This is a genomic window from Pseudomonas sp. YuFO8, assembly GCF_035065025.1.
In the GTDB taxonomy this organism is placed as follows: domain Bacteria; phylum Pseudomonadota; class Gammaproteobacteria; order Pseudomonadales; family Pseudomonadaceae; genus Aquipseudomonas; species Aquipseudomonas putida_AE.
Window position 1 is genome coordinate 198,949 of sequence record NZ_JAXDEQ010000001.1, and the last position, 24,082, is coordinate 223,030.

General features: G+C 59.8%; 22 protein-coding genes and 1 pseudogene. 12 read left to right on the top strand and 11 right to left on the bottom strand.

Annotated elements, in window-relative coordinates:
* Positions 1-80: 80 nt before the first annotated feature.
* The 7 genes from SOP95_RS00900 to SOP95_RS00930 all read right to left on the bottom strand — a co-directional run bounded on the left by SOP95_RS00900 (position 81) and on the right by SOP95_RS00930 (position 4,588).
* Positions 81-1,331 (bottom strand): 2-aminoadipate transaminase, encoded by a 1,251-nt coding sequence (locus SOP95_RS00900; protein WP_323605574.1) that lies wholly within the window; start codon positions 1,329-1,331, stop codon positions 81-83.
* 223 nt (positions 1,332-1,554) lie between these two features.
* Complete coding sequence (locus SOP95_RS00905) at positions 1,555-1,893, bottom strand: HopJ type III effector protein (protein ID WP_323605575.1); 339 nt, start codon at positions 1,891-1,893, stop codon at positions 1,555-1,557.
* A complete protein-coding gene (locus SOP95_RS00910) occupies positions 1,886-2,182 on the bottom strand; it encodes a DUF1244 domain-containing protein (protein ID WP_272604657.1) in 297 nt (98 codons plus the stop codon). Before SOP95_RS00910 ends, SOP95_RS00905 begins: the two co-directional genes overlap by 8 nt.
* 96 nt (positions 2,183-2,278) lie before the next feature.
* Positions 2,279-2,650, bottom strand: coding sequence for a dihydroneopterin triphosphate 2'-epimerase (gene folX, locus SOP95_RS00915; RefSeq protein WP_008054404.1), 372 nt, complete (start codon positions 2,648-2,650; stop codon positions 2,279-2,281).
* A gap of 2 nt (positions 2,651-2,652) precedes the next feature.
* Entirely contained in the window at positions 2,653-3,228 is a 576-nt protein-coding gene (gene folE / locus SOP95_RS00920) for a GTP cyclohydrolase I FolE (RefSeq protein WP_323605578.1), read from the bottom strand.
* Positions 3,229-3,247: 19 nt separating this feature from the next.
* Positions 3,248-3,958, bottom strand: a complete 711-nt coding sequence (folM, locus tag SOP95_RS00925; protein ID WP_323605580.1) for a dihydromonapterin reductase — start codon at positions 3,956-3,958, stop codon at positions 3,248-3,250.
* A gap of 60 nt (positions 3,959-4,018) precedes the next feature.
* The gene (locus tag SOP95_RS00930; protein ID WP_323605582.1) at positions 4,019-4,588 is read right to left on the bottom strand and encodes an antibiotic biosynthesis monooxygenase; all 570 of its coding nucleotides are present in this window, start codon (positions 4,586-4,588) and stop codon (positions 4,019-4,021) included.
* Between the two features lie 208 nt (positions 4,589-4,796).
* On the opposite strand from SOP95_RS00930, the gene SOP95_RS00935 reads away from it, so the two are divergent.
* A complete protein-coding gene (locus SOP95_RS00935) occupies positions 4,797-5,756 on the top strand; it encodes a MerR family transcriptional regulator (RefSeq protein WP_274073984.1) in 960 nt (319 codons plus the stop codon).
* A gap of 33 nt (positions 5,757-5,789) precedes the next feature.
* On the opposite strand, the gene SOP95_RS00940 is transcribed toward SOP95_RS00935, so the two are convergent.
* Both SOP95_RS00940 and SOP95_RS00945 read right to left on the bottom strand, forming a co-directional pair.
* A complete protein-coding gene (locus tag SOP95_RS00940) occupies positions 5,790-6,395 on the bottom strand; it encodes a hypothetical protein (protein ID WP_323605583.1) in 606 nt (201 codons plus the stop codon).
* Positions 6,396-6,449: 54 nt separating this feature from the next.
* Complete coding sequence (locus SOP95_RS00945; protein ID WP_274073982.1) at positions 6,450-6,926, bottom strand: PAS domain-containing protein; 477 nt, start codon at positions 6,924-6,926, stop codon at positions 6,450-6,452.
* 102 nt (positions 6,927-7,028) lie between these two features.
* On the opposite strand from SOP95_RS00945, the gene SOP95_RS00950 reads away from it, so the two are divergent.
* From SOP95_RS00950 to SOP95_RS00970, 5 genes and pseudogenes are all read left to right on the top strand, one after another.
* Positions 7,029-7,484 (top strand): flavodoxin, encoded by a 456-nt coding sequence (locus SOP95_RS00950; RefSeq protein ID WP_323605585.1) that lies wholly within the window; start codon positions 7,029-7,031, stop codon positions 7,482-7,484.
* A 122-nt stretch (positions 7,485-7,606) separates the two neighbouring features.
* Positions 7,607-8,389, top strand: coding sequence for a class II aldolase/adducin family protein (locus SOP95_RS00955; protein WP_274073980.1), 783 nt, complete (start codon positions 7,607-7,609; stop codon positions 8,387-8,389).
* Positions 8,389-9,291 carry an alpha/beta fold hydrolase gene (locus SOP95_RS00960; RefSeq protein WP_274073979.1) on the top strand — a complete coding sequence of 301 codons (903 nt, stop codon included), beginning with the start codon at positions 8,389-8,391 and terminating at the stop codon, positions 9,289-9,291. The genes SOP95_RS00955 and SOP95_RS00960 overlap by 1 nt, the downstream gene beginning before the upstream one ends.
* Before the next feature lie 64 nt (positions 9,292-9,355).
* Positions 9,356-9,460, top strand: a pseudogene (locus SOP95_RS00965) (outer membrane lipoprotein carrier protein LolA); the annotation flags it as partial.
* 95 nt (positions 9,461-9,555) lie between these two features.
* Positions 9,556-10,467 carry an SDR family oxidoreductase gene (locus SOP95_RS00970; RefSeq protein WP_323605588.1) on the top strand — a complete coding sequence of 304 codons (912 nt, stop codon included), beginning with the start codon at positions 9,556-9,558 and terminating at the stop codon, positions 10,465-10,467.
* A gap of 47 nt (positions 10,468-10,514) precedes the next feature.
* Here SOP95_RS00970 and SOP95_RS00975 read toward each other — a convergent pair whose 3' ends face one another.
* Positions 10,515-10,775 (bottom strand): hypothetical protein, encoded by a 261-nt coding sequence (locus SOP95_RS00975; RefSeq protein WP_323605589.1) that lies wholly within the window; start codon positions 10,773-10,775, stop codon positions 10,515-10,517.
* Between the two features lie 1,213 nt (positions 10,776-11,988).
* On the opposite strand from SOP95_RS00975, the gene SOP95_RS00980 reads away from it, so the two are divergent.
* The 4 genes from SOP95_RS00980 (at position 11,989) to SOP95_RS00995 (ending at position 20,499) form a co-directional block, all read left to right on the top strand.
* A complete protein-coding gene (locus SOP95_RS00980; protein WP_274073975.1) occupies positions 11,989-13,782 on the top strand; it encodes a DUF1302 domain-containing protein in 1,794 nt (597 codons plus the stop codon).
* Positions 13,783-13,806: 24 nt separating this feature from the next.
* Positions 13,807-15,177 carry a DUF1329 domain-containing protein gene (locus tag SOP95_RS00985; RefSeq protein WP_274073974.1) on the top strand — a complete coding sequence of 457 codons (1,371 nt, stop codon included), beginning with the start codon at positions 13,807-13,809 and terminating at the stop codon, positions 15,175-15,177.
* A gap of 139 nt (positions 15,178-15,316) precedes the next feature.
* Complete coding sequence (locus SOP95_RS00990) at positions 15,317-17,872, top strand: helix-turn-helix transcriptional regulator (RefSeq protein ID WP_323605591.1); 2,556 nt, start codon at positions 15,317-15,319, stop codon at positions 17,870-17,872.
* 185 nt (positions 17,873-18,057) lie between these two features.
* Positions 18,058-20,499 (top strand): dermonecrotic toxin domain-containing protein, encoded by a 2,442-nt coding sequence (locus tag SOP95_RS00995; protein ID WP_323605592.1) that lies wholly within the window; start codon positions 18,058-18,060, stop codon positions 20,497-20,499.
* Positions 20,500-20,504: 5 nt separating this feature from the next.
* Here SOP95_RS00995 and SOP95_RS01000 read toward each other — a convergent pair whose 3' ends face one another.
* Entirely contained in the window at positions 20,505-21,299 is a 795-nt protein-coding gene (locus SOP95_RS01000) for an IclR family transcriptional regulator (RefSeq protein ID WP_274073971.1), read from the bottom strand.
* Positions 21,300-21,458: 159 nt separating this feature from the next.
* Here SOP95_RS01000 and hmgA point away from each other — a divergent pair, with 159 nt between their 5' ends.
* Positions 21,459-22,763, top strand: a complete 1,305-nt coding sequence (hmgA, locus tag SOP95_RS01005; RefSeq protein ID WP_274073970.1) for a homogentisate 1,2-dioxygenase — start codon at positions 21,459-21,461, stop codon at positions 22,761-22,763.
* Positions 22,764-22,766: 3 nt separating this feature from the next.
* Positions 22,767-24,071, top strand: coding sequence for a fumarylacetoacetase (gene fahA / locus SOP95_RS01010; RefSeq protein ID WP_323605593.1), 1,305 nt, complete (start codon positions 22,767-22,769; stop codon positions 24,069-24,071).
* Positions 24,072-24,082: the final 11 nt, after the last annotated feature.

Sequence of the window (24,082 nt, forward strand, 5' to 3'; positions counted from 1 at the left end):
GTTTTTTTCTGTCTGCAATTCATGCCTGAATGCTATCCCCTGTGGGAGCGAGCAAGCCTGCTCCCACATTGGTTTTGTGTTCAGGTCAGTTTGGTGAGGCACGCCTCAAGGATGTCCAGGCCTTCCTCCAGCACCGAAGATTCGGTGGTCAATGGCGCCAGCAAGCGAATGATGTGGCGCGACTTGCCGCTGGGCATCAGCAATAAACCGGCGTCCCGCGCCAGGGCCAGCAGTTGCGTCAACTGAGCTGAAGCCGGTGTGCCGTCAGCGTTGGCCAGTTCAATGCCGCGCATCGCGCCAACGCCGGTCAGGCGGCCAAGGAACGGTGACAGATTACGATCGCGCCAGCTTTCGTAGCGACTGACAATCGCTTCTTCCTGTTGCGAACCCCAGGCCTGCAGATTGGCGTCAGTCATTTCGTCCAGGGTCGCCAGCGCAGCAGCGCAAGCGATAGGGTTGCCGGAATAGGTGCCACCGAGCCCGCCCTTGGGCAAGTTATCCAGCAGCGCCTTGCGCCCGACCACCGCACCCAGCGGCACACCGCCGGCGATGCTCTTGCCCAGCAGGATCAGGTCCGGTTCGATGCCCAGTCGCGAGAATGCAAAGCGCTGGCCAGTGCGGCCGAAGCCGGACTGGATTTCATCGGCAATCAGCACAATGCCTTTTTCGTCGCAGAACTTGCGCAATGCCTGGGCGAACTCGACATCCATGGCCAGGAAACCCGCTTCGCCCTGCACCGGCTCGACGATGAAGCAGGCCACGTCCGCAACATCGATCTCGACGCTGAACAGGCGCTCCATGGCTTTCAGGGCATCGGCACAGGTCACGCCGTTGTCCCGGCTGGGGAACGGTAGGTGATACACCGGCCCGGGCAACACCCCGACTTTCTGTTTGTAGGGCGCCACCTTGCCGTTGAGGTTGAGGGTGGCCAGCGTTCTGCCGTGGAAAGCGCCATCGAAGGCTATCACTGCCGTACGCCCGGTCGCGCCACGGACGATCTTCAGCGCATTCTCCGCCGCTTCGGCGCCGCTGTTGGTGAGCATGCCGCTGACCGGGTAATCGACCGGGATAAAGGCGCTGAGGCGGTCCATCAGTTCGATATAGGGCGTATGGGGCGCGGCGTTGAAGGCGTAATGGGTCAGCCGTGTGGCCTGTTCGCGGATGGCATCGACGATGCGCGGATGGCAATGGCCGAGGTTCAGCACGCCAATGCCGCCGACGAAGTCGATGTAGCGCTTGCCATCGGTGTCCCAGACCTCGGCGTTTTTGCCGTGGCTGAGGGTGACAGGGTGAACGATGTTGATCGACTGGCTGATGGTTTCACTGCGCATGGGTAGTCGGCTCGGAAGAAGGGAGGCTTCTTTTATCTAAGCCGCGTGCAGCGGTGGCGGGCAAACGAAATAAAGTGAGCGGGTTAATCTTAAAAGTCGGGATGTGTTGAACATTCCAAAAACAGACGCAGAACCTGTAGGAGCTGGCTTGCCAGCGAAGGGGCCCTTGAATTTGGCATCACCCCTCAGGACGCCTTCGCCGGCAAGCCGGCTCCTACAAGGATCAGCGGCGGGTCAGGGGCTGCTGGGTGAATTTCACACCGGCCAGGCCATGCACCATCAACGCCCGGATATTGCCATGATCGCTGCCCTCGGGCGTCGCCAGCACCGAACGGTAATGCTCGCCGAACGCCAGCAGTGCTTCGTCATCGCTCAGGCCTTCCAGCAATGCCAGGCCCAGGGTCTTGCACGAGCCTTCGTTCTGCCCGGCGGCGTTTTCCACGCCGCCATTGTTGAAGGCCTGGGGCTGGTAGTCGTAACCGGCGGCAATGAATGCCAGGGTGTCGGCGAAGACGTGTTCGCCGCTCTTGAGACTGGCGCGCAGGGTGTTCAAATCACTCATTGGGTTTTCCTTTGGCGAACGCCGCTTGTTGTTCGGCGCTGGCTTCTTGCTGAAATTGGGCTTTCCACTCGGCGTACGGCATGCCGTAGACCACTTCGCGGGCGTCATCGAGGCTGACCTCGATCTGGCGCTCGTCGGCCGCGGCCTTGTACCACTTCGACAGGCAATTGCGGCAGAAACCGGAAAGGTTCATCAGGTCGATGTTCTGCACATCCTTGCGGCTGTCCAGGTGGGCCACCAGCCGGCGGAAGGCGGCGGCTTCGAGCTCAAGGCGTTCTTGATCGGTCATGGGGGGCTCTGTGAGACAGCTTCAAGCGGCAAGCTTCAAGCTGCAAGATGGTTGGCGGTGAGGTGCAGTTTACAGCTTGCGGCTTGAAGCTTGAAGCTAGCGGCTCGCTGCAAGCGTTATCGACACCGACTCGGCGAATCGCAGGGCGTGGGGCTTGTCGACTTCGACTTCGGCGTACAGCACCGACTCGTTGGCCATGACCAGGTCCAGCAACTCCTGGGTCAGGCGTTCGAGCAGGGCAAAACGATTGCCTTCCACGTGGGCGATGATCGCCTTGGTGATGGTGCGGTAGTTCAGCGCGTGATCGATATCGTTGTCGCGCACCGCTTCCTGGGCTGCGTACAGAATGGTGAGGTTGATCAGCACATCCTGCTTGTTGAGGATTTCATCCTCGTTGATGCCGATGTAGGTGCGCAGGCACAGGTCCTTGACCCGGATGCGCGCCATGCCTGGTTGAAGTTGTGGCATTGCTACTTGCTCCGTCCAATCAATTGCAGGAACTCCTGGCGGGTGTTGCTCGACTCGCGAAAGGCGCCGAGCATCACCGAGGTGTTCATGGTCGAATTCTGTTTTTCGACGCCGCGCATCATCATGCACATGTGCTGCGCTTCGATGACCACGGCGACGCCGGCCGCGCCGGTCACCTGTTGCACGGCGTCGGCGATTTGCCGGGTGAGGTTTTCCTGGATCTGCAGGCGACGGGCGAACATGTCCACCAGCCGCGCAATCTTCGACAGCCCCAGCACCTTGCCCGTTGGAATATAAGCCACATGCGCCTTGCCGATGAAGGGCAGCATGTGATGTTCGCACAGCGAATACAGCTCGATGTTGTCGACGATCACCATTTCATCGTTGTCGGACGCGAACAAGGCGCCGTTGATGATTTCCTCGACACTTTGCTCGTAACCATGACACAGGTACTGCAGGGCCTTGGCCGCGCGCAGCGGCGTATCACGCAGGCCTTCGCGATCTGGGTTCTCTCCGAGCCCGATGAGGATCTCGCGATAGCTCTGTGACAGGCCGTTCTGGGGTAGGGAAAGCGTCATGGAAGTTCCTCAGGGACACTTATTTGATGTGCCTTCCGCCGTTGACGGTCAGGGTGGTGCCGGTGACATAAGGGTTGTCGAGCAGATAACGCAGGCTCTGATAGATCACTTCGCTGCCAGGTTCGATGCCCAGCGCGGATTTGGCCAGTGCCTTGGCGCGATAGGCCGCATCATCGTCGGGATTGAACAGTAGCAGGGCGGGGGCGATTCCGTTGACCTTGATGCCGGGCGCATATTTGGCGGCGAAGGACAGGGTCAGGCTGTCGAGCCCGGCTTTGCTGGCGCAGTAGCCGATGTGCTTGCTGCTGCCCTTGCGGGTCACGTCATCGCTGATGTGCACGATGTCGGCGGGGCTCGAGCGTTCGAGCAGGTCGGCGCAATGCAGGTTGATCAGGTAAGGCGCCAGCATGTGCACGCTGAACATGCGGGTGAATGCCGTGGCATCGGTGTCCGGTGTTTCGGCCAGCCATTCGGAGGCGTTGTGGATTATCGCTCGCAGGCTGTCGGTATGGGTTTTCAGTTCACTGATGAAGGAGACGATCCCGGCTTCGCTGGAGAAGTCCGCGAACAGCCCGATCGCCCCCAGGTCACGCAAGGTTTGCACGCCGGGACGTTCACTGCGGTAACTGAAAATCACCCGATGACCGTCTTCGAGCAAGCGCTGCGCGCAATGCAGGCCGACACGTTGGCCGGCACCGGTGATGAGAATGGGGGCTGCGGTAGAGGTCATGAACGGCTCGCATCGCGGTAAGAGCAAAACTATACCAGCGACGCGGGCGGTCTACCTATTTCAGCGGTTTTGGGTGGACGGTCGAACAGGCAACGGTCGTGCAGATGTGCTGTTCAACCAACTGGCCAACAAGCGGGTCGACAACGGAATGAAGAAGTAGACCATCAACGGCGTCAGACACAGGGTGCTGATCAGCACGCGAGGCAACAGCGTCATCTCACTCAGCAACGGCCCAAGTACAAAATTGAACAACAGCGACACCGGAAAAAACGCCAGCCAGATCGCGACAGCCTGTTTCCAGCGCGGCGGGCGTTGTCCCGCTGCACCGAACCAGCCTTCGATGCCACTGACCCGATGTTCCTTCGGGTGAGCGAACAGATCGCTGCCACGGGCCAGCCAGGCGGTACGCGAAGCCGAGTGCTCCCAGGCGTGCAGCGTCGGTTCGTCGGCGAAGCGGAAGATGATCTGGAATTCGTTATCGTCGGGCGGCGGAGCGAGCACGCCGGAGCCCAGGTAACCGGGGAAGTCGGTGGCCAGTTGTTCGCCTTCGCGCAACCAGACCATCAGGTCCTGATAACGCCCATCGGCGACGCGGCGCGCCACCATCAGCGTGACGGGGGAGGTAGACATCATGTATCTCCGTAAACAAATGCGTCGCTCCGGGTAGGAGTTTCGCCAGGCGCAGCGCCGGGGTGGTGGGCTGCATCTTGGGACAAGCAAAAATTATTCCTGATTCTACCCGCGACGTCAGTGGCTCGGTAACAATCTATGCCTTGAACCATAGAGGTGCAGCGGAGGTACAATGGGATTTGAACCACACATGGATGTAGGCCGATAAATGCCTGTCTTGACCGACGTTGACCTGGATGTGTCACCGGCGCTCTCCCTGGAACGGGAAGAGCTTTTTCCGATTCGCGAGGTGGCGCGCCTTACCGGTGTTAACCCGGTCACGCTTCGCGCATGGGAGCGACGGCATGGCCTGATCGTGCCCACTCGCACCGAAAGCGGGCACCGCCTGTATTCGATGACCGATATCGAGCGGGTGCGCAGCATCCTCAACTGGATCGAGCGCGGGGTAGCGGTCAGCAAGATCAGCAAGATCCTGGCCAAGGCAGCGCCGTTACAGGCACTGGCCCACATCATTCCCAACAATCTGGTGCAGGCCGATTACGCACAATGGCAGCAACAGCTTGCGGCTGCCGTCAGCGCTTTTGACGACGCCCGGCTGGAGCAGGTCTATGGGCAGATTTTTTCCAGCTACTCCCAGCCGGTTGTTTTCCAGGACATCCTTCTTCCGCTGTGGCGGCAATTGCTGCAGCGCCAGGACACGTTTGGCCGGGCCAGCGAGTGGTTGTTCCTCGATGGTTTCCTGCGCTCACGGGTGGTGCAGCGCCTGCTGTTGATCCGTGACAGGCACCCCAGGCGCGTCATCGTGAGCGCCTTGGCAGGCCAGTGTCGCGAGCTTGAATTGCTGATCGCCGCGTTGTTCCTCGCAAACGATCAAATGGGGGTGCGGGTGCTGACCACCGGCCAACCGTTCGACGAACTTACCTTGGTCTGCGAAAGGATCAAGCCCCGGGCGCTGGTGCTGTTTTCCAACCACGTCCCCAGCCCCGACTTGCCCCGGCGCCTGAATCGTCTGGCGATGAGCCTGGATTGCCCTTTGCTGCTGGCCGGTGATGCGTGCGACCTGGCGCAGGAAAACCTCGCCGGGTCATCGATCGGATGCCTGGGAAATGAGGGAACGGTGATGCGTCAGCGCCTCAACCAGTTTCTGGCGGGCAACCTGGATACCTGATGTTCAGAGGGGCAGGGTTCAGAAGGGCAGGGCTCAGAGGTGCAGGGTAGGATGGGTCAAGCGATGTTGTTGCAGAATGAACTGGCGCAGGCGCTCGGTTTCATCCAAGTCGTTCTGGCTCAGTTGGTAGGCAAAGAAACCCCGCTCGGTTTCTTTTTCCAGCGTGCCACGCAAGGCGATCCGCTCATAACCTGATGGGCTGAACCACAAGGCGAAATGCTTGGGTGCCTTGGTCTTGTTGCGAATCTCCAGCAACACCCCTTTGAACGATACTTCGTGCACCCACAGGGTGCCGGGTTGGCCCTTGGCGTTTTCCAGCGCCACCGGTTCGTCGAGTACCAGCCGCCATGGCCGGACCGATGGCCCGCCTTCATAAATGCTCGGCACGCCCAGGCGCAGGTGCATGGCATGAAATTCGTCTTCCACCAAATGCAGGGGGAAGGTCATTTGCTGGTTTTCGAAATTGGCTTGCAGGGTGACCTGCTCATGCGCGGCCAAGCGCGTGAGCAGGTCACGGATCTGCGACCCACCGTTTACCAGCAGGCTCGACGTCGTATCCCGCACATTCAGCTGCGGGTTGTGTTGCATAGTCTGGATAAAATCCAGCTCGTCCTGGGTGAGGAGCGCGTCGCGTTGCATGATGGGCTCGAAAAATTTAGTTACAGAGGCACTGGTGATTGTAGTTAATGACAATTAATTCGCGGTTTTGTTTTTGCCGTTCGTCGCTTTGAGCGCATCAAGCTCGGCCTGGACCTCGGCCAATTGAGCTTCAAGCTGCACCACTCGCTGCTGCGCCTTGACCTGGATGGTCACGTCCTTCTGTACGCCAATGAAATAAACCTGCCCGTCACTCGGACTTTTCACCGTCGAAAGCGACAGTTCGTTCCAGAACGGCGTGCCATCCTTGCGGTAGTTGCGCAGGATTTCCCGGCAGGAGCCTTCACTGTCCAGTGCGTCACGAATCTTCGGCAAGGCGTCCTGGTCGCGGTCGCCTGACTGCAGGAAGCGGCAATCCTGGTAGAGGATTTCTTCGCTGGTGTAGCCGGTCAGGCGTTCGAAAGCCGGATTGACGTAGATCAGGATCTTGTCCTGATCGCCTTCCTTTTCGGCAATCACGATTCCGTCGTTGGAGGCATTGATCGCCAGCTGCAGCAGCTTCGCGTTGATCATCGGTAAAACCCTTCCTTGTTGGTCGTCTGTGGGATTCTAAAAGAACAATCCAGACCGTGCTGTTAATATCCCGGTCTTTTATTCAGCTTCAGGATCAGATTGATGAAAGTCGCCATCATTTCCGGCTCGGTGTACGGCACGGCCGAAGAAGTTGCCCGCCATGCCGCCAATATTTTGAAAGACGCCGGTTTCGAAACCTTCCACAACCCCCGTGCCAGCCTCGCCGATCTTCAGGCCTTCGCGCCCGAAGCCTTGCTGGCGGTGACGTCGACCACCGGCATGGGCGAGCTGCCGGACAACCTGCAGCCCCTGTACTCGATGATTCGCGACCTGCTGCCCAGTGCCTGGCGAGGCTTGCCGGGGGCCGTGATCGGCCTGGGCGATGCGAGCTATGGCGATACCTTTTGCGGCGGTGGTGAGCTGATGCGCGAGCTATTCGGTGAGTTGGGCATTGTCGAAGTCCTGCCGATGCTGCGCCTGGACGCCAGTGAAAGCGTGACCCCGGAAACGGACGCCGAGCCTTGGCTGGCGGAACTGGTCGACGCCCTGCGGGGCTGATCGACACCGCTGACTCGCTCGGCCATCAAGCTGGCTGCCAATGCAACTACGCGAACCTCGGAGGGTGACTAGACTCGGTAGTCATTGGAAACACTCCATAATAAAAACCGAGGTTCCTTTTCGTGAGCGTAGCCCCCGTCCAATCCGCTTCCAGCGTCAAAGACCAAGTCAGCGCTGCCGAGTGGCAGGCCCGCGTCGACCTCGCTGCCTGCTACCGCCTGGTCGCCCAGCATGGCTGGGATGATCTGATTTTCACCCACATCTCCGCCAAGGTGCCCGGCACCGAAGACTTCCTGATCAACCCCTATGGGCTGATGTTTCACGAAATTACCGCCTCGAGCCTGGTCAAGGTCGATCAGGCCGGCAACAAGTTGATGGACAGCCCTTACGAGATCAACCCGGCGGGGTACACCATCCATAGCGCGGTGCATGAGGTTCGCCACGATGTCGTGTGCGTTCTGCACACCCATACGGCTTCGGGCGTGGCGGTGTCGGCGCAGCGCCAGGGCATTCTCCCGATCAGCCAGCAGTCGCTGTTTGTCCTGTCCAGCCTGGCGTATCACGCCTATGAAGGCGTTGCCCTCAACCACGAGGAAAAGGCGCGACTGCAAGCCGACCTCGGTGAAAACAATTTCCTGATGCTGCACAACCACGGTCTGCTGACTTGTGGCAGCACCATCGCCGACACCTTCCTGGCGATGTTTATCTTTCAGCGCGCCTGCGATATCCAGGTCATGGCGCAGAACGGTGGCGCCGAACTGATTGCCATCGAACCGCAGATTCTCGCGGGGGCCAAGGCGATGATCGCCGGTGTCACCAAAAGTGCTCAAGGAATGGGCGGAGCGCTGGCCTGGCCGGCGCTGCTGCGCAAGCTCGATAAACTCGACCCGGGATATAAACTCTAATGCAACTTGCCGAGATCCCCCTGAGTGTCTGGCGCAAGCGCGGCCAGACTTTCCTGTTTCGTGGTCACGCCATCCGTTACTGGACGGCGGGGCAGGGTGAGCCGCTGTTGCTCATCCATGGTTTCCCGAGCGCCAGTTGGGACTGGCATTACCTTTGGCAACCCTTGGCCCAGCGTTATCGGGTGATTGCCTGTGACATGCTCGGTTTCGGCGATTCGGCCAAACCGCTGAATCACGAGTACAGCCTGCTGGAGCAGGCCGACCTGCAACAGGCGCTGCTGGCCCACCTGGGCGTCGAGCAACCGCTGCACCTGCTGGCCCACGACTACGGCGACAGCGTGGCCCAGGAACTGCTGGCCCGGCACTACGAAGCGGGCATCGACCTCGCCAGTTGCGTGTTCCTCAATGGCGGGCTATTCCCCGAAACCCATCGCCCGGTGCTGGTGCAAAAACTCCTGCTCAGCCCGCTGGGTTGGATGATCGGCCGTGCGTTCAGTCGCGATGGCCTGGTGAAGAGTTTCCGCCAGATCTTCGGCCCGCAGACCCGTCCCAGCGAGAGCCAGATGGATGATTTCTGGAGCCTCGTTGAGAGTAATCACGGGCCACGAGTCATGCACAAATTGATTGCCTACATCCCCGAGCGGCGAGTCCAACGCGAGCGTTGGGTCGGGGCGATGCAGCGCGGCGACGTGCCGCTGCGGGTGATCGATGGCGAGGTCGATCCGATTTCCGGTGCGCACATGGTGGCGCGCTACCGTGAACTGATCCCCAACGCGGACGCGGTCCTGCTCAGCGACATTGGTCATTACCCACAGATCGAAGCGCCATGCCAGGTGCTCAAGCACTACCTGGCGTTTCGCGACCGGTTGATCGCAATGCCGCTCAAGGTGGCCTGCTCCTAGTAGCCCTGTGGAAACCGCCCCTCGCGACCACACCCGATCCCCTGTAGGAGCTGGCTTGCCAGCGATGGAGGTCAACGATGACGCGGGGAGCCTGACACCCCGCGGTGCTCTCAGGTTTTTCGCGAGCAAGCTCGCTCCTACAGGGTTCATGTTCATCATCCCCCTACCTTATCGCACACCATTCAGCCTCCCCCGTATTCATTGTGACCGGCAACGCCGTGCCTGACACTCCAATCCATTGTCCCTGGCCTGCTGGAGTTCCCCATGAATGAGTCTGTGCGTTTCGAAGATAAAGTCGTGATCATCACCGGCGCGGGTGGCGGCCTGGGACGGGCGCACGCACTGCTGTTCGCCAAACAGGGCGCCAAGGTGCTGGTCAACGACCTCGGCGGCTCGACCCAGGGCGAAGGCGCCAATGCCTCGGCGGCAGACCGCGTGGTCAGCGAAATTCGTGAGGCGGGCGGCACCGCCGTCGCCAACCACGACTCGGTCACCGACGGCGACAAACTCGTCCAGCACGCCCTTGACGTCTTCGGTCGCGTCGACGTGGTGGTCAATAACGCCGGCATCCTGCGCGACAAGACCTTCCACAAAATGGAGGATGGCGACTGGGACCTGGTGTATCGCGTCCACGTCGAAGGCGCCTACAAAGTCACCCGCGCCGCGTGGCCGCACCTGCGCGAGCAAAACTATGGCCGGGTCATCTTCACCGCGTCCACCTCGGGCATTTACGGCAACTTCGGCCAGTCCAACTACGGCATGGCCAAGCTCGGCCTCTACGGCCTGACCCGCACCCTGGCCATCGAAGGCCGCAAGAACAACATCCTGGTCAATGCCATCGCCCCCACCGGCGGCACCCGCATGACCGAAGGCCTGATCCCGCCGCAAGTGTTCGAGCAACTCAAGCCGGAACTGGTCAGCCCGCTGGTGGTGTACCTGGCCAGCGAGAACTGCCAGGAAACCTCCGGGCTGTTCGAAGTCGGCGGCGGCTGGATGGGCAAGGTGCGCTGGGAACGCAGCCTCGGCGCCGGGTTCGATCCGCGGGTCGGTTTCTCCCCGGAAGACGTCGCGGCGCACTGGCAGCAGATTTGTGATTTCGAAGGCGCGGCGCATCCGAAGGACAATATTGAGGCGCTGAAGGAAATGATGGGGAATTTGCAGAAGTATTCGATTTAAGGGTTTAGATACCCCAAGCCGCAAGGTGCGGCTTGGGGTGTGATTTTTTACTCGACGTAGCGTTTTTCTATGACGAACTGGGGGGCTTTCCAGTTGGGCCCTTTGTTTGATAGTCCCTTTTCCCCCTTCACTAAAACACCCTTTTCAAACAGTCGCGCATAGGAGATTCGAAGTTCTCCGTGCCGGATGGCTTCAGGCTTATAGCGACATATCATCATGTCTAAATGCGGGTGAGCTTTAATTAGAGCGAAAACTGTAACGATATCGTCTAAGGATTCATTGTTAACGATTTGTTGAATATCGCTCATTTCCATATCTCCTTCAGGAATCGTTGATAGTCACGCTCATCTTGTTTCTCCGCAGCGGCTAGCGCTTCCGGCGTGTACAGCAGTGAGGGATCATCTTTCAGTTTGAAATCTTCCAAAGTGGCAGTATGAACATTGTTCCATGCGGGGGACTCAGTACGCCTAATTCCCGTGCGATTGATTGCAATGGTGGCACCGGGTCCGTGGGGCCTTCATTTCGGGTCGCTGTAAGTTCTGCTTCCAGGGTTGCCGGTAGCTGAGCCGATCTGGTTTGATACTCCTGTTCCAGCGCTCGAGTGGTGTTTATTACGGTTCCACGATTTTGATTATAAGTTGATACCCCAGGTCCAAAAGGTCCCGCTTGCAAACGCGTTCCCGATTGGGGAGGGGGAATAAAGTGATCGGGTGCTACCCCGATTGTTACCAGCGGCGTGTCTATTTCAAGAAAGCCGGGTCTTGAATTTTTGTCCTTGGGGCGCGCTGGTGGCCTTTGCATATTAAAATCCTTTTAGTAGGCGCGTGTTTGGAATGCAAACATGTTGGCGCGGTTACGCTACCAACCGTCTTGTCTGGCCACTAAAAAGTTACAGCTAAATGACAAGTAAGGGGTCTGAGAAGTGCGTAGGCTTTTACAGAGGAAATTGAGAGAGGTTTCGATCCGGCAGGAATATATGCTGGATTATCTTTCTGTGTGAAAAGCTATTTCTTATAGTGTTATAGGAAATTTCTTGTAGGACGTACGTTTTAACTTTAGTGGTTGGGAAATTCCGCACAAACCACCGCCCATAAAAAAGGCCGCTGCAAACGCAGCGGCCAAAGAAGACGTTGGATCCAGGAGCTACAAATCAACGTCGATGTACACGGGGTGATGACTCGATACGTTCAAATCATCTGAAATCTGTCGCGAACCGCGAGGGCGCTTTGCGGCTGCTTTCCCGAAAGCGCAGGGCAAGAATAAGTCTTTGCCGGCCAAGGAAAAATAGCGATCGCGGAGATGCACCGTTACGGTTGGTGCAACAGTCCTGCCTGCCAGCAGCGTAGACCATGTTTCTGAATGATGCCTTCACATCCAGTGTGTCTATGCCCCCGCGTTATCCCCCGTGCCACGCAGCCATTCATCCTTTCGAGCGACACCACGAATACCTCCTTGGTGCGCTTATCGCTCCCGGCGTGCGGCAGTAGGGTGTGGCCTTCTGTCACTCACCGGGGAAGACGCATGACAAAAACAACAATGCGCGCCATCTTCACACCGCAGGCGCTGGCCGTTGCGGTGGCCTTGGGGTGCTGTGCCCAGGCGCAGGCGCTTTCATTCAACATTGGCGAAATCGAGGGCACGTTCGACTCTTCGCTGTCGGTCGGTGCGAGCTGGGGCATGCGCGATGCCGATGATGCCCTGGTCGGCATCGTCAACGGTGGCAGCGGGCAGGCGTCGACGGGTGATGACGGGCGGCAGAATTTCAGCAAGGGTGAAACTTTCTCGAAGATCTTCAAGGGTATTCACGACCTTGAACTCAAGTACGGCGACACCGGCGTGTTCGTCCGTGGCAAGTACTGGTACGACTTCGAATTGAAGGACGAAGACCGGCCGTTCAAGCCGATCAGCGATCACAATCGCAAAGAGGGCTCCAAGTCGTCCGGCGGGCAGATCCTCGACGCCTTCGTCTATCACAACTATTCCATCGCCGATCTGCCAGGCACGGTGCGCGCCGGCAAGCAGGTGGTCAGTTGGGGCGAAAGCACCTTCATCGGCAACTCGATCAACAGCATCAACCCGGTCGACGTCTCGGCTTTCCGCCGTCCCGGTGCAGAGATCAAGGAGGGCCTGATTCCGGTCAACATGCTGTTCGCCTCCCAGGGCCTGACGGACAAGTTGACGGTGGAAGGCTTCTATCAGCTGGAGTGGGACCAGACCGTCGTCGATAACTGCGGCACCTTCTTCGGCACCGACGTGGTGGCCGATGGGTGTGACAAGGGCTACACCGTGGCCAGCCCGGCCATTGCGCCATTGCAGCCGATTGCCGCTGCGTTTGGCCAGGGTTTCGAGGTCACCCGCGAAGGCGTGGTCGTTCCTCGTGGTCAAGACCGCGATGCCCGGGATTCCGGGCAGTGGGGTACTGCGCTGCGCTGGCTGGGGGATGACACCGAGTACGGTCTGTATTTCATGAACTACCACAGTCGTACGCCCAACGTCGGTACCACGACGGCCGGCCTGTCCACACTGGCGAGCATTCCCGGAATTGTCGCGGCCGCCAACCGTATCGCTCCCGGTAGCGGCTCAGGCCTGGCGCAAAGCGTAATGCTCGGTCGCGGCCAGTATTACCTTGAATACCCGGAAGACATTCGCCTGTATGGCGCGAGCTTCTCTACTACCTTGCCCACCGGCACGGCGTGGACCGGCGAGATCAGCTATCGCCCCAACCTGCCCGTGCAGATCAACAGCACCGACCTGACCCTGGCGATGCTCAACCCGATTGCCGGTGGCGCCGCGTCGCCGATCCAGACTTCACCGGGTGCCGACAACAAAGGCTACCGGCGCAAGGAAGTGACCCAGGTCCAGAGCACCCTGACGCACTTCGTCGACCAGGTCGCGGGCGCGGATCGCCTGACCCTGGTGGGTGAAGCGGCCGTGGTCCGGGTCGGTGGCCTGGAGGCGCGCAGCAAGTTGCGCTACGGCCGCGACTCGGTGTACGGCCAATACGGCTTCGGCGGTGATACCGATGGTTTCGTCACGTCGACCTCCTGGGGTTATCGCGCCCGCGCCATCCTCGATTACAACAACGTCATCGCCGGGATCAATTTCCGTCCCAACCTGTCGTGGTCCCACGACGTCGCCGGCTACGGCCCCAACGGGCTGTTCAATGAAGGGGCCAAGGCGGTCAGCCTCGGCGTCGATGCGGACTACCGCAACACCTACACCGCAAGCCTCAGTTACACCGACTTCTTCGGCGGTGACTACAACGTGCTCGAAGACCGCGATTTTGTCGCGTTGAGCTTTGGCGTGAACTTCTGACCTGGCTGAAAAAGGATGAATTCAATGCGCAAGATGATTCTGCAATTGGGCACCGCCCTGGCCCTGAGCCTGCTGGCCGTCAACGTGATGGCGGCGGTATCGGCCGAAGAAGCCAACAAGCTCGGCACCAGCCTCACGCCCCTGGGCGCCGAGAAGGCCGGCAATGCCGCCGGAACGATTCCAGCCTGGACCGGTGGTATTCCCAAGAATGCGGGTGCGGTGGACAGCAAGGGCTTTTTGGCCGATCCGTTCGCCAATGAAAAACCCTTGTTCATCATCACCGCCGCGAACGTCGACCAGTACAAGGACAAGCTGTCCGATGGCCAGGTCGCAATGTTCAAGCGCTACCCCGAGACCTACAAAATACCGGTCTATCCGAGCCATCGCACGGCGGCACTGCCGCCGGAGGTTTACGAGGCGGCCAAGCGCAGCGCACTGAATGTGACGCCGACCAATGACGGCAACGGCCTGGCCAATTTCACCGGCAATCGCTACTACGCCTTTCCGATTCCGAAGAACGGGGTCGAGGTGATCTGGAACCACATCACCCGTTATCACGGCGGCAACCTGCGTCGCACCATCACCCAGGCCACGCCCCAGTCCAATGGTGATTTCACGGTCATCCGCTTCAAGGACGAAGTGGCGGTGCCGTCACTGCTGGGAGACCTGAAGCCAGGCAGCGATGAAAACGTCCTCAACTATTTCAAGCAGGAAGTCACCGCGCCGGCGCGCCTGGCGGGCAACGTGCTGCTGGTCCACGAAACCCTCGACCAGGTCCAGGAACCCCGCAAGGCCTGGATCTACAACGCCGGTCAGCGCCGTGTGCGCCGGGCACCGCAAGTGGCCTATGACGGCGTGGGCACCTCGTCCGACGGGTTGCGCACCACGGACAACTTCGACATGTTTTCCGGCGCGCCGGATCGCTATGACTGGAAGCTGATCGGCAAGAAGGAAATGTACATCCCCTACAACAGCTACAAGCTCGACTCGCCTAACCTGAAGTACACCGATGTGATCAAGGCCGGGCACATCAACCAGGACTTGACCCGCTATGAGCTGCATCGGGTCTGGGAGGTGGTTGCCACGGTCAAGCCCAATGAGCGGCATGTGTATGCCAAGCGTCACATGTACATCGACGAAGACACCTGGCAGGTGGCCCTGGCCGATCATTACGACGGTCGTGGCCAGCTCTGGCGGGTGGCTGAAGGGCACGCGCAGTTCTACTACGATCATCAGGTCCCGGCCTACACCGTTGAAGCGCTGTACGACCTGATTGCCGGTCGTTACATCGCCTTGGGGATGAAGAACGAGGAGAAGCGCAGCTTCGAATTCAACATCGCCGCCAAAGCCGGGGACTACACGCCTGCAGCATTGCGGAGTACAGGTGTGAGGTAGATTTCCTACAGCGTTTGCACAAAAAGGTGACCTCGTGGTCACCTTTTTTATAGGGCTCGATAAGTGTGTTGAATACTTCTTCAATAAGCGCTCGACAGGGGGCTAGGGTGGCGCCACAAAAATAAAAAGGCGCACCACTATGACTGCCATGACGACGTGTCTGGACCGTCCTGGACACCTGCCCCGATTGTCTCCACATCACTTGTATCGCGCGCGCCTGGTCGAGCCGTTGCTGGCCTCGACGGCGCGGGTGAAATTGCTCTGCGCGCCGGCCGGCAGTGGCAAGAGTGCGCTGCTCGTCGAGTGCATGCTCAATGCGCCTGCAACCTGCCAGGTCCGCTGGCTGCCAATGGCGGGGGAGGCGCTCAGTGTCGATGGCTTTTGCCAGCGCCTGGCGCAGGCGCTGGGACTGGCAACGGCGGATGAGTCGGTATTGTTGGAGTACCTGGCTCGATTACCGACCGCAACCTGGCTGTTTATCGATGACTACTGTCGTGTTCCTCACCCGGCGCTGGACCTGTTGCTCGATCGCTTGCTGGCCGGCAGCAGCCCGATGATCACCTGGTGGTTGAGTGGGCGGCGACGTGCGCAATGCAACTGGCCACGGCTGCTGCTCGGTGACGAACTGTACGATGCCGAGCCTGCCGCACTGGCGTTCAATCAGGATGAAATCGAAAAACTCTTGCATCACCTGGAGCCGGCCCTGGCCGCAAAAGGTGCCGAGAGAATTTTCCGGAACAGTGGTGGCTGGTGCGCCGGGGTGCGGATAGCGCTGCTGCAAAAATGCGACTGGACCCGCCACGACACCCCGAACGGTCGACCGGATACCCTGCACGACTACCTGGAGCATGAGCTCTTCGCCCATCTGGCGCCGGAGCTTGCCGAGGCCTGGCGGGTGCTGGCGCAGTTGCCACGGTTCAACGCTCGGCTCAGCGATCACCTGTTCGGCGCTGGCGAGGGCGCGCAATACCTGAGTGCGTTGCAGGAGCGGGGCTGTTTCATCGAGCCCTGGCAAGACTCCACAGACTGGTTGCAGGTCTTCGCTCCCCTGAGCCGTTTGATGCGCGATGAACAATGGCCGGCCGCACGCTTCTGGCATCGTCGTGCCTGCCAGTGGTTCGTCGCCGAGCAGGACTGGAAGGCCGCGTTTGAACAGGCCTTGCTGGCGCAGGAGTTCGAGGTCGCCGTCAGCCTGTTGCAGCATTTCGGTTTCGAGCAGTTGTTCGAAGAGCAGACCGTCGTTTTGCTCCTGCGTTTGCACGAGCAACGCGGCGAGGAGTTGCTGTTTGGCTCGCCGCAACTGGTCGGCTTGATCACCGCGGCCTTGTTGTTCGCCGGGCGCTTCGAGCAGGCCGCCGAGTGCATCGAACAATTGTCGCGATTCAGCCCCCAGCCGTCGGCATTTCTGCAACGGCAATTGATCGCACGCTGGCAGGCTCAACAGGGTTGGCTCCTGCATTTGTTGGGGCGCATGGATGCGTCCCGGGCGCACTTGCTCGAGGCGCTCGACGAGCTCGACCTCGAATGTTGGCCTGCCCGGCTGATGTGCCTGTCCGGGTTGACCCAACAGGCCTTGCTGCGGGGCGAACTCGACGTCGCACAGGCGCTCAGCCGGGAGGCGTTGTGTCTCGCCCGGGCGCAAGGCTCACTGGTATTCGAAGGCTTGCTGGAGCTCGATCACGCGCAATTGCTCGAGCAGCGCGGAGCGTCCGGCAGGGCCGATGACCTGCTCGCCCACATGCACGGCCTGCTCTGCAGCCAGCATGGCAATGCCGGACCCTTGCTGGGGCGGATCGCCCTGCGTCGCGGCCGCTTGAACCTGAGCCTGGGCCGCGAGCAACAGGCGGCCATGTACTTCGAGACCGGTCTGCAGATCTGCTTGCGCAGCCAGGACAAACGCGCGCTGTATGGCTTCCTCGGGCTGGCCCAGCTGGCGGCGAATCGCCTCGATTACGCCCAGGCATTCGACCAGCTGCGCGACGCCGAACGGCTGATGCAGCAACGGCGGATTCCCGAGACCGTGTATCGCGGAGTCTTGCTGCACACCAGTATCCATTTCTGGTTGCAACAAGGGCGACCGCAACTGGCGTACCAGGCCCTGACCCGGGTGTTGCGTCACTATCATGGCCCCTGTGCACGCCAGGCCCCTCCGGCCACGCTGGAGCTGATTGACGGCCTGGAATTCCTGCTGGTCCTGACCGAGGTTTACCTGGGGCAGGCGCAAACGCCTCTGGAGCGGCTTGAAGGGCAACTGCAACGGGCCAGGCAGCGGGGGATGACGGCGCTACAAGGGCAATTGCATCTGGCGCTGGCTGAAGTCGCCTGGCTTGCAGGCGATGCGGACGCTGCCCGGCAAGCACTGGCGCAAGGACTGGCACTGGTCGAGCGGTGCAACCTGCAACAGGCCCTGCGCGATCTGCAGTTGCGCCAGGCGCAGCTGCCGCAAGCCATTGGCCTGACCGAGTCGCGCGATGATCCCCAGGCGCCGGGTGCGGACCAGAACCGCTTGAGCCAACGTGAAATACAGGTTCTGCGGCTAGTGGCGCAGGGCAACTCCAATCAACAGATTGCCGATCTGTTGTTCATTTCCTTGCATACGGTCAAGACCCACGCGCGACGCATCAACGGCAAGTTGGGTGTGGAGCGCCGGACGCAAGCCGTGGCCAGGGCGAAAGTATTGGGTATTGTTACTTGATGTTTGAATTGGCAGGTACTTTGTCTGTTCATGAATGCACACAAGTTTCGGGGTGTACTTCGCTGGCTGGAGTGTTTATAAAATTTGAATCGCCCCGGTAGTGACAGTCATTCAGTTTGAGTTTTGAACAGGATTGGGAGTCGCAGTAACAAACTGCATAATGATGGATGCAAAAAGGACAGTGCATGAATATTAATGGATTAACCAATGAGGCCAAGTACAGGCTTCAAGAAGAAGTGTTACGCCCGACCAGGCAAACACAACAGCTGCCGGATTGGCTGCAGCGTGCAAGTGAGGAGGATCGCCAATACTACTTTGATGCCGAGCAGTCCCTGACAGAAAGTGAACAGGCGCTGGACAAGCTGCTGGGTGAAACAAAATCCTTCAAGGCGTTCGCCCGATTTTATGCGCAGGAAGTTGTACGGATTCTCACCGGTGAAGTTCTCGAGCCGGAACATGTTTTCGTCAACGCTCGCCACACATTCTTTGTCGGCAAGCAAAAGGTCGTGCAGGGCAATCGCGTAACGCTTCCCGAATTCATGCTCAACGGATTGTACGGATCCACCGCAATCCCGCTGGAGATCAAACTGGAAGGGGAGGCGCTGCCGTCCGGCATGGATGAGGAAGATCTTCTGGAGCTGATGCTCGACGCAAGCATGCGCAAGCTCTATGCGGAAAAATTCGAAAAGAAATACGCGGATGAAGCCGTGCTTCAGGCCCTACAGCTTCTTTTGGGTTGTCGTATAGCCCTGAGTTCGTTCAGTGCGAAGCTGCAGAGACAAATTAATGACGATAGCCTGAAGATCGTCGCTATTGCCACGCAGGGTGACGAGCATTATTCCATGGGAGCACTCTCGATCGTTGATTCGAAAAGCGGTTTCGAGGGGATGATTGTCTATTGCGGGCCACAGGGTGAAGAAGGCCCTTGTGTACTTTATGCTCCGCAGGGTCCGGGTGGCCGGAGCTGGTATGAGTTCCCGAGCTTCAGGCAGTTGACTTTCCATCTGGCTGACTGGATCGCTCAAGCCGAAGGGCGCAGTTACCTGAGCCGCCAGACCCTCGCCAGTGAACGCGCCAGCATCGACGCGTACATGAGACTCGTACAAGACCTGCCGACTCAGTGGCGTGGCATCCAGCGCAGCCCATGGTCGAATAGTGCAGAGGGTGCATTGCACAAGGCAGTTATGCAGCATGTCGATTGGCTGCGGGGAGAAATGGACGCGGTAGTGCCCGCAGGCTATCGCTCGGCTACCGCAGCCCAGCGCCAATGTTATGCCCGGCTGAACACCGAGCTCAAAGGTTTAACCCGACTTGCAAGCCGCGAGGCAGCGCTGATCAGTTACGAGGAATTCGCCCATGGGCTGATCAAGAAGTGTGCAGAGGAGGTCCTGGCGCAAAACGGCGAAACAGTCGACATCGATCCTGACCTGATTGTGGTAAGGCTTGATGCCTCGAAAGAGATGACCTTGTCCCGGATGATCATCGAGGAACATCACATTACCGAAGCCAGTGGTCCGGCCCACAACCCCGGAATCTACCCGTCCATTCGTCTATCTCCCGGTCATCCGCCTGTTTCCGACCTGCTGATCGAGTATTTGCCGGGCTGGTCAAGAACGTTGCGCCCAGGTGAGCAGTACATCGCCATGTTGAGGCGCGACTATCTGGATCAGGGCGCCCCGGGTTATGCCTTGAAGCGCGACGTCTTCCTGGATCTGCGGCGACATGAAATGCATCGATCAGCGTTGGAAGAATTGTTCAGAGGTCATCTTGAACACCAACAATTTGAGCAGCTCGAACGGCTCATTGATCAGCTGCGCGAAGCGGAACCTGGCGCAAGTCCGGATTCTGAAGATCCTGATTCCCCTCAACGCGAGGGTGTCTACACGTTTTATCTGCAAGATCGCCAGGTCGACGGCGTTTATATTTTCCGCCTCATGCGCAATGGCGTCGCCGAGGATCTGCTGTATACCCCCTATGCACCGGATTGCAGATCGTTCAGACCCTTGGCCGAGTTTGCCAAATCGGTAAAAACGGCGGGCCTTGGCAGTTATTACAGCAAGCGAGTCAAGTACACGCAGCAGAAAGTCGTCGGTGCATACCTCGAGAAAGTGAAGCGCAGCAGCATCGAGGACATCCCTCATTTGCAGTTCGATAGTCGAGTCCGCGATTTTTTCCGTTGCTACACCGATGCAATCGCTCAAATCATTGACGACGTTGATGCCAAGACTACCAGCCTTGGGGAGATCGTCGGCAAGCTGATCTACGATACTGCCGTCGCGGCGGTCGCCATTGCCAGCATTCCTTTTGCACCCATCGGACTCGCATTGAGTGCAGTCGTGATGACGAAAGCGGTGTTTGAGGGGGCTAAGGCGTATCAGGAAGGGGACTACGAGAAGTTGTTCTCAAGTTACCTCGATTGCATGATGGAACTGGCCACCATGCGCATCGGCAAATTGGGGTTCTCGGTGGCGCAGAAGGCCATTGCCAAACAGCTCGGGAATGTTAATACCTGCATGTGGGCAATCTCTGCGTGCACCGGCACAACGGTGGACCTGGCCGTTGTCAGCGAACTGATGAAGCAGTCGCTCGCCGAGCCTGATTCCAGCGAGCGAACGATCTTGATGTAATCCGGCTAGCCGATGACGGTGGACGGTTCATACCCCATCCGCCAACTGACGGCCCGGGTCGCCGCCAGCAAGCGCTGGGCCGCCGGGCCGTTTTCGTCGGCATGGAACAACGAGGCCGGGCCGACAATGGTCATCACGGCAGCCACCTGCCCGACGGCGTTGAACACTGGCGCGGACAGGGCATCGACGCCGGGCATCAACAAGCCGTGCACATGATGCAAGCCGCGGTCGCGGATCTGCCCGCAGAGCGTTTCATAGGCCTGATCATCGCCGAGGGGATGGGCGCTGACGGATTGCAGTTCCTGCTCGCGCAACTCGACGGTTTCGCGCTTGGGCAGGTAGGCGCCGAAGACCAGGCCGGTCGATGAACTGAGCAACGGCAATACCGAGCCCAATTGGGTCACCACCGTCACCGCGCGCACCGCCGGTTCGATATGCACCACGGTCGCGCCCTGGTTGCCCCACACCGCGACAAAACAGGTTTCGTTCAAGTCGTCGCGCAGTTCGGCCAATGGCAGGGCAGCGACTTTCAGCACGTCCATACTGTTGAGTGCCGCCAAACCGACGCGCAACGCTTCGCGGCCGAGCCCGTAATGGTTGGTCGCGGCATTCTGTTCGGCAAAACCACTGGCGATCAGCGCCTGCAGATAGCGATGAACCTTGCTCGCCGGCATTTGCACGTGCTCGGCCAGGCGCGACAGCGAAGTCGAGGGCGACAGCTCGGCGAGCGCCTTGAGGATGTCGGTACCCACCTCGGCGGAGCGGACTTTCTGTTTACCGTTGCTTTCAGGCTTTTCCATGGAGGGATCCCGGGACGAATGGGCGTCTTTATAGCTTGACGGTCAATACCAATCAAATTACGTTATGCGTAATCAGATTACGATAAAAACAACCCCGGCGTGCCATGATCGCTGTCATAGCGTGAAGGGCCATTGCCGACTCCCTGTTCAGGAGGCTCCATGAACTCCGATTCAAACGTCCAGGCGCTGGCCTATCAGTCAGGCTTTGGCAACGAATTCAGCAGTGAGGCATTGCCCGGCGCACTGCCCGTCGGCCAGAACTCCCCGCAAAAAGCGCCGTACGGTCTCTACACCGAACTGTTCTCCGGCACCGCCTTCACCATGGCCCGCAGCGAAGCGCGGCGGACCTGGATGTACCGCATTCAGCCTTCGGCCAATCACCCGGCGTTCGCCAAGCTCGATCGGCAACTGGCCGGCGGTCCGTTGGGCGAAGTGACGCCCAATCGCCTGCGCTGGAACGCGCTGGATATGCCAGACGAGCCGACCGATTTCATCGACGGCCTGGTGAGCATGGCGGCCAACTCTGGCGCGGATAAACCGGCGGGGATCAGCATCTACCAGTACTGCGCCAACCGCTCCATGGAGCGCGTGTTCTTCAACGCCGACGGCGAGCTGCTGCTGGTGCCGCAACAGGGCCGTCTGCGCATCGCCACCGAACTGGGTGTGCTGGAAGTGGCGCCGCTGGAAATTGCCGTATTGCCTCGCGGGTTGAAATTCCGTGTCGAACTGCTCGACCCGCAAGCGCGCGGCTACATCGCCGAGAACCACGGCGCGCCATTGCGCCTGCCGGACCTGGGGCCGATCGGCAGCAACGGCCTGGCCAATTCGCGGGACTTCCTGACCCCGGTGGCGGCCTACGAAAACCTGCAACAACCCACGACCCTGGTGCAGAAATTCCTCGGTCAGTTGTGGGCTTGCGAGCTCAATCACTCGCCGTTGAACGTGGTTGCCTGGCACGGTAACAACGTGCCGTACAAATATGACCTGCGCCGTTTCAACACCATCGGCACGGTCAGCTTCGATCACCCGGACCCGTCGATCTTCACGGTGCTGACCTCGCCGACCAGCGTCCACGGCCTGGCCAACCTCGACTTCGTGATTTTTCCGCCGCGCTGGATGGTGGCCGAGAACACCTTCCGTCCACCGTGGTTCCACCGCAACCTGATGAACGAGTTCATGGGGCTGATCCAGGGCGAGTACGATGCCAAGGCCGAAGGTTTCGTGCCCGGCGGCGCGTCGCTGCACAGCTGCATGAGCGCCCACGGGCCTGACGGCGAGACCTGCACCAAGGCGGTCAACGCCGACCTCAAACCGGCGAAAATCGACAACACCATGGCCTTCATGTTCGAGACCAGCCAGGTGTTGCGCCCGAGCCGCCATGCCCTCGATTGCCCGCAACTGCAAACCAACTACGATGCTTGCTGGGCCACGCTGCCCGCCACTTTCGACCCGACCCGGAGATAACCCATGACGCAAACTTCCATCACTCGCAGCTGGGTTGCTTCGGCCAACGATCATGCGGATTTCCCGCTGCAGAACCTGCCGCTGGGCGTGTTCAGCGTGAAAGGTTCGGCGCCGCGCAGTGGCGTGGCCATCGGCGACCATATCTTCGATCTGCAAGCGGCACTCGAGGCCGGCCTGTTCGAAGGCGCTGCAAAAGTTGCGGTCGAAGCCACCCGTGGCGGCCAGTTGAATGCGTTCTTCGAGCTGGGCCGCGAGGCTCGCGTGGCCTTGCGTGAACGCTTGATCGAACTGCTCAAGGACGGCAGCACCCTGCACGGCAAGATCGAAGCCCAGGGCGCAAAACTGCTGCCTCTGGCCGCGGATTGCGACATGCACCTGCCGGCGAAAATCAACGACTACACCGACTTCTACGTCGGCATCGAGCACGCGCAGAACGTCGGCAAACTGTTCCGCCCGGACAACCCGTTGCTGCCGAACTACAAGTACGTGCCCATCGGCTACCACGGCCGCGCCTCGACCATTCGCCCGTCGGGCACCGACGTTCGCCGTCCGAAAGGCCAGACGCTGCCGGCCGGCCAGACCGAGCCGACCTTCGGCCCGTGCGTGCGCCTGGACTATGAACTGGAGCTGGGCATCTGGATCGGCCAGGGCAACGACATGGGCGACTCCATCGCCATTGGTGACGCCGCCGATCACATCGCCGGTTTCTGCCTGCTCAACGACTGGTCGGCGCGCGACATCCAGGCCTGGGAATACCAGCCGCTGGGGCCGTTCCTGTCGAAGAGCTTCATCACCAGCATTTCACCCTGGGTCGTCACCGCCGAAGCGCTGGAGCCGTTCCGCCGCGCCCAGCCTGCACGCCCGGAAGGCGATCCGCAGCCGCTGCCGTACTTGTTCGACCAGCGCGACCAAGCCGCCGGCGCTTTTGACATCGAGCTGGAAGTGCTGCTGCTGACCGAAGCCATGCGCGAACAGAACCTGCCTGCCCATCGCCTGACCCTGAGCAACTCCAAACACATGTACTGGACCGTGGCGCAAATGGTCGCGCACCACAGCGTCAACGGCTGCCAGTTGCAGGCCGGTGACCTGTTCGGTTCGGGCACCTTGTCCGGGCCGGAAAACGGTCAGTTCGGCAGCTTGCTGGAGATCACCGAGGGCGGTAAAAAACCGATCGAACTGGCCTCGGGCGAGGTGCGCAAATTCCTTGAAGACGGCGACGAAATCATCTTGCGTGGCCGTTGCAGCCGCGAAGGTTTTGCCTCCATCGGTTTCGGCGAATGTCGTGGCACAGTCGTGTCGGCGCGTTAAGAGGATCGGGT

Bases quoted from the DNA above. Each gene is read 5' to 3' on its own strand.
- SOP95_RS00900 (WP_323605574.1), bottom strand. From the start codon at position 1,331: ATGCGCAGTGAAACCATCAGCCAGTCGATCAACATCGTTCACCCTGTC.
- SOP95_RS00905 (WP_323605575.1), bottom strand. From the start codon at position 1,893: ATGAGTGATTTGAACACCCTGCGCGCCAGTCTCAAGAGCGGCGAACAC.
- SOP95_RS00910 (WP_272604657.1), bottom strand. From the start codon at position 2,182: ATGACCGATCAAGAACGCCTTGAGCTCGAAGCCGCCGCCTTCCGCCGG.
- folX (WP_008054404.1), bottom strand. From the start codon at position 2,650: ATGCCACAACTTCAACCAGGCATGGCGCGCATCCGGGTCAAGGACCTG.
- folE (WP_323605578.1), bottom strand. From the start codon at position 3,228: ATGACGCTTTCCCTACCCCAGAACGGCCTGTCACAGAGCTATCGCGAG.
- folM (WP_323605580.1), bottom strand. From the start codon at position 3,958: ATGACCTCTACCGCAGCCCCCATTCTCATCACCGGTGCCGGCCAACGT.
- SOP95_RS00930 (WP_323605582.1), bottom strand. From the start codon at position 4,588: ATGTCTACCTCCCCCGTCACGCTGATGGTGGCGCGCCGCGTCGCCGAT.
- SOP95_RS00935 (WP_274073984.1), top strand. From the start codon at position 4,797: ATGCCTGTCTTGACCGACGTTGACCTGGATGTGTCACCGGCGCTCTCC.
- SOP95_RS00940 (WP_323605583.1), bottom strand. From the start codon at position 6,395: ATGCAACGCGACGCGCTCCTCACCCAGGACGAGCTGGATTTTATCCAG.
- SOP95_RS00945 (WP_274073982.1), bottom strand. From the start codon at position 6,926: ATGATCAACGCGAAGCTGCTGCAGCTGGCGATCAATGCCTCCAACGAC.
- SOP95_RS00950 (WP_323605585.1), top strand. From the start codon at position 7,029: ATGAAAGTCGCCATCATTTCCGGCTCGGTGTACGGCACGGCCGAAGAA.
- SOP95_RS00960 (WP_274073979.1), top strand. From the start codon at position 8,389: ATGCAACTTGCCGAGATCCCCCTGAGTGTCTGGCGCAAGCGCGGCCAG.
- SOP95_RS00970 (WP_323605588.1), top strand. From the start codon at position 9,556: ATGAATGAGTCTGTGCGTTTCGAAGATAAAGTCGTGATCATCACCGGC.
- SOP95_RS00975 (WP_323605589.1), bottom strand. From the start codon at position 10,775: ATGAGCGATATTCAACAAATCGTTAACAATGAATCCTTAGACGATATC.
- SOP95_RS00980 (WP_274073975.1), top strand. From the start codon at position 11,989: ATGACAAAAACAACAATGCGCGCCATCTTCACACCGCAGGCGCTGGCC.
- SOP95_RS00985 (WP_274073974.1), top strand. From the start codon at position 13,807: ATGCGCAAGATGATTCTGCAATTGGGCACCGCCCTGGCCCTGAGCCTG.
- SOP95_RS00990 (WP_323605591.1), top strand. From the start codon at position 15,317: ATGACTGCCATGACGACGTGTCTGGACCGTCCTGGACACCTGCCCCGA.
- SOP95_RS00995 (WP_323605592.1), top strand. From the start codon at position 18,058: ATGAATATTAATGGATTAACCAATGAGGCCAAGTACAGGCTTCAAGAA.
- SOP95_RS01000 (WP_274073971.1), bottom strand. From the start codon at position 21,299: ATGGAAAAGCCTGAAAGCAACGGTAAACAGAAAGTCCGCTCCGCCGAG.
- hmgA (WP_274073970.1), top strand. From the start codon at position 21,459: ATGAACTCCGATTCAAACGTCCAGGCGCTGGCCTATCAGTCAGGCTTT.
- fahA (WP_323605593.1), top strand. From the start codon at position 22,767: ATGACGCAAACTTCCATCACTCGCAGCTGGGTTGCTTCGGCCAACGAT.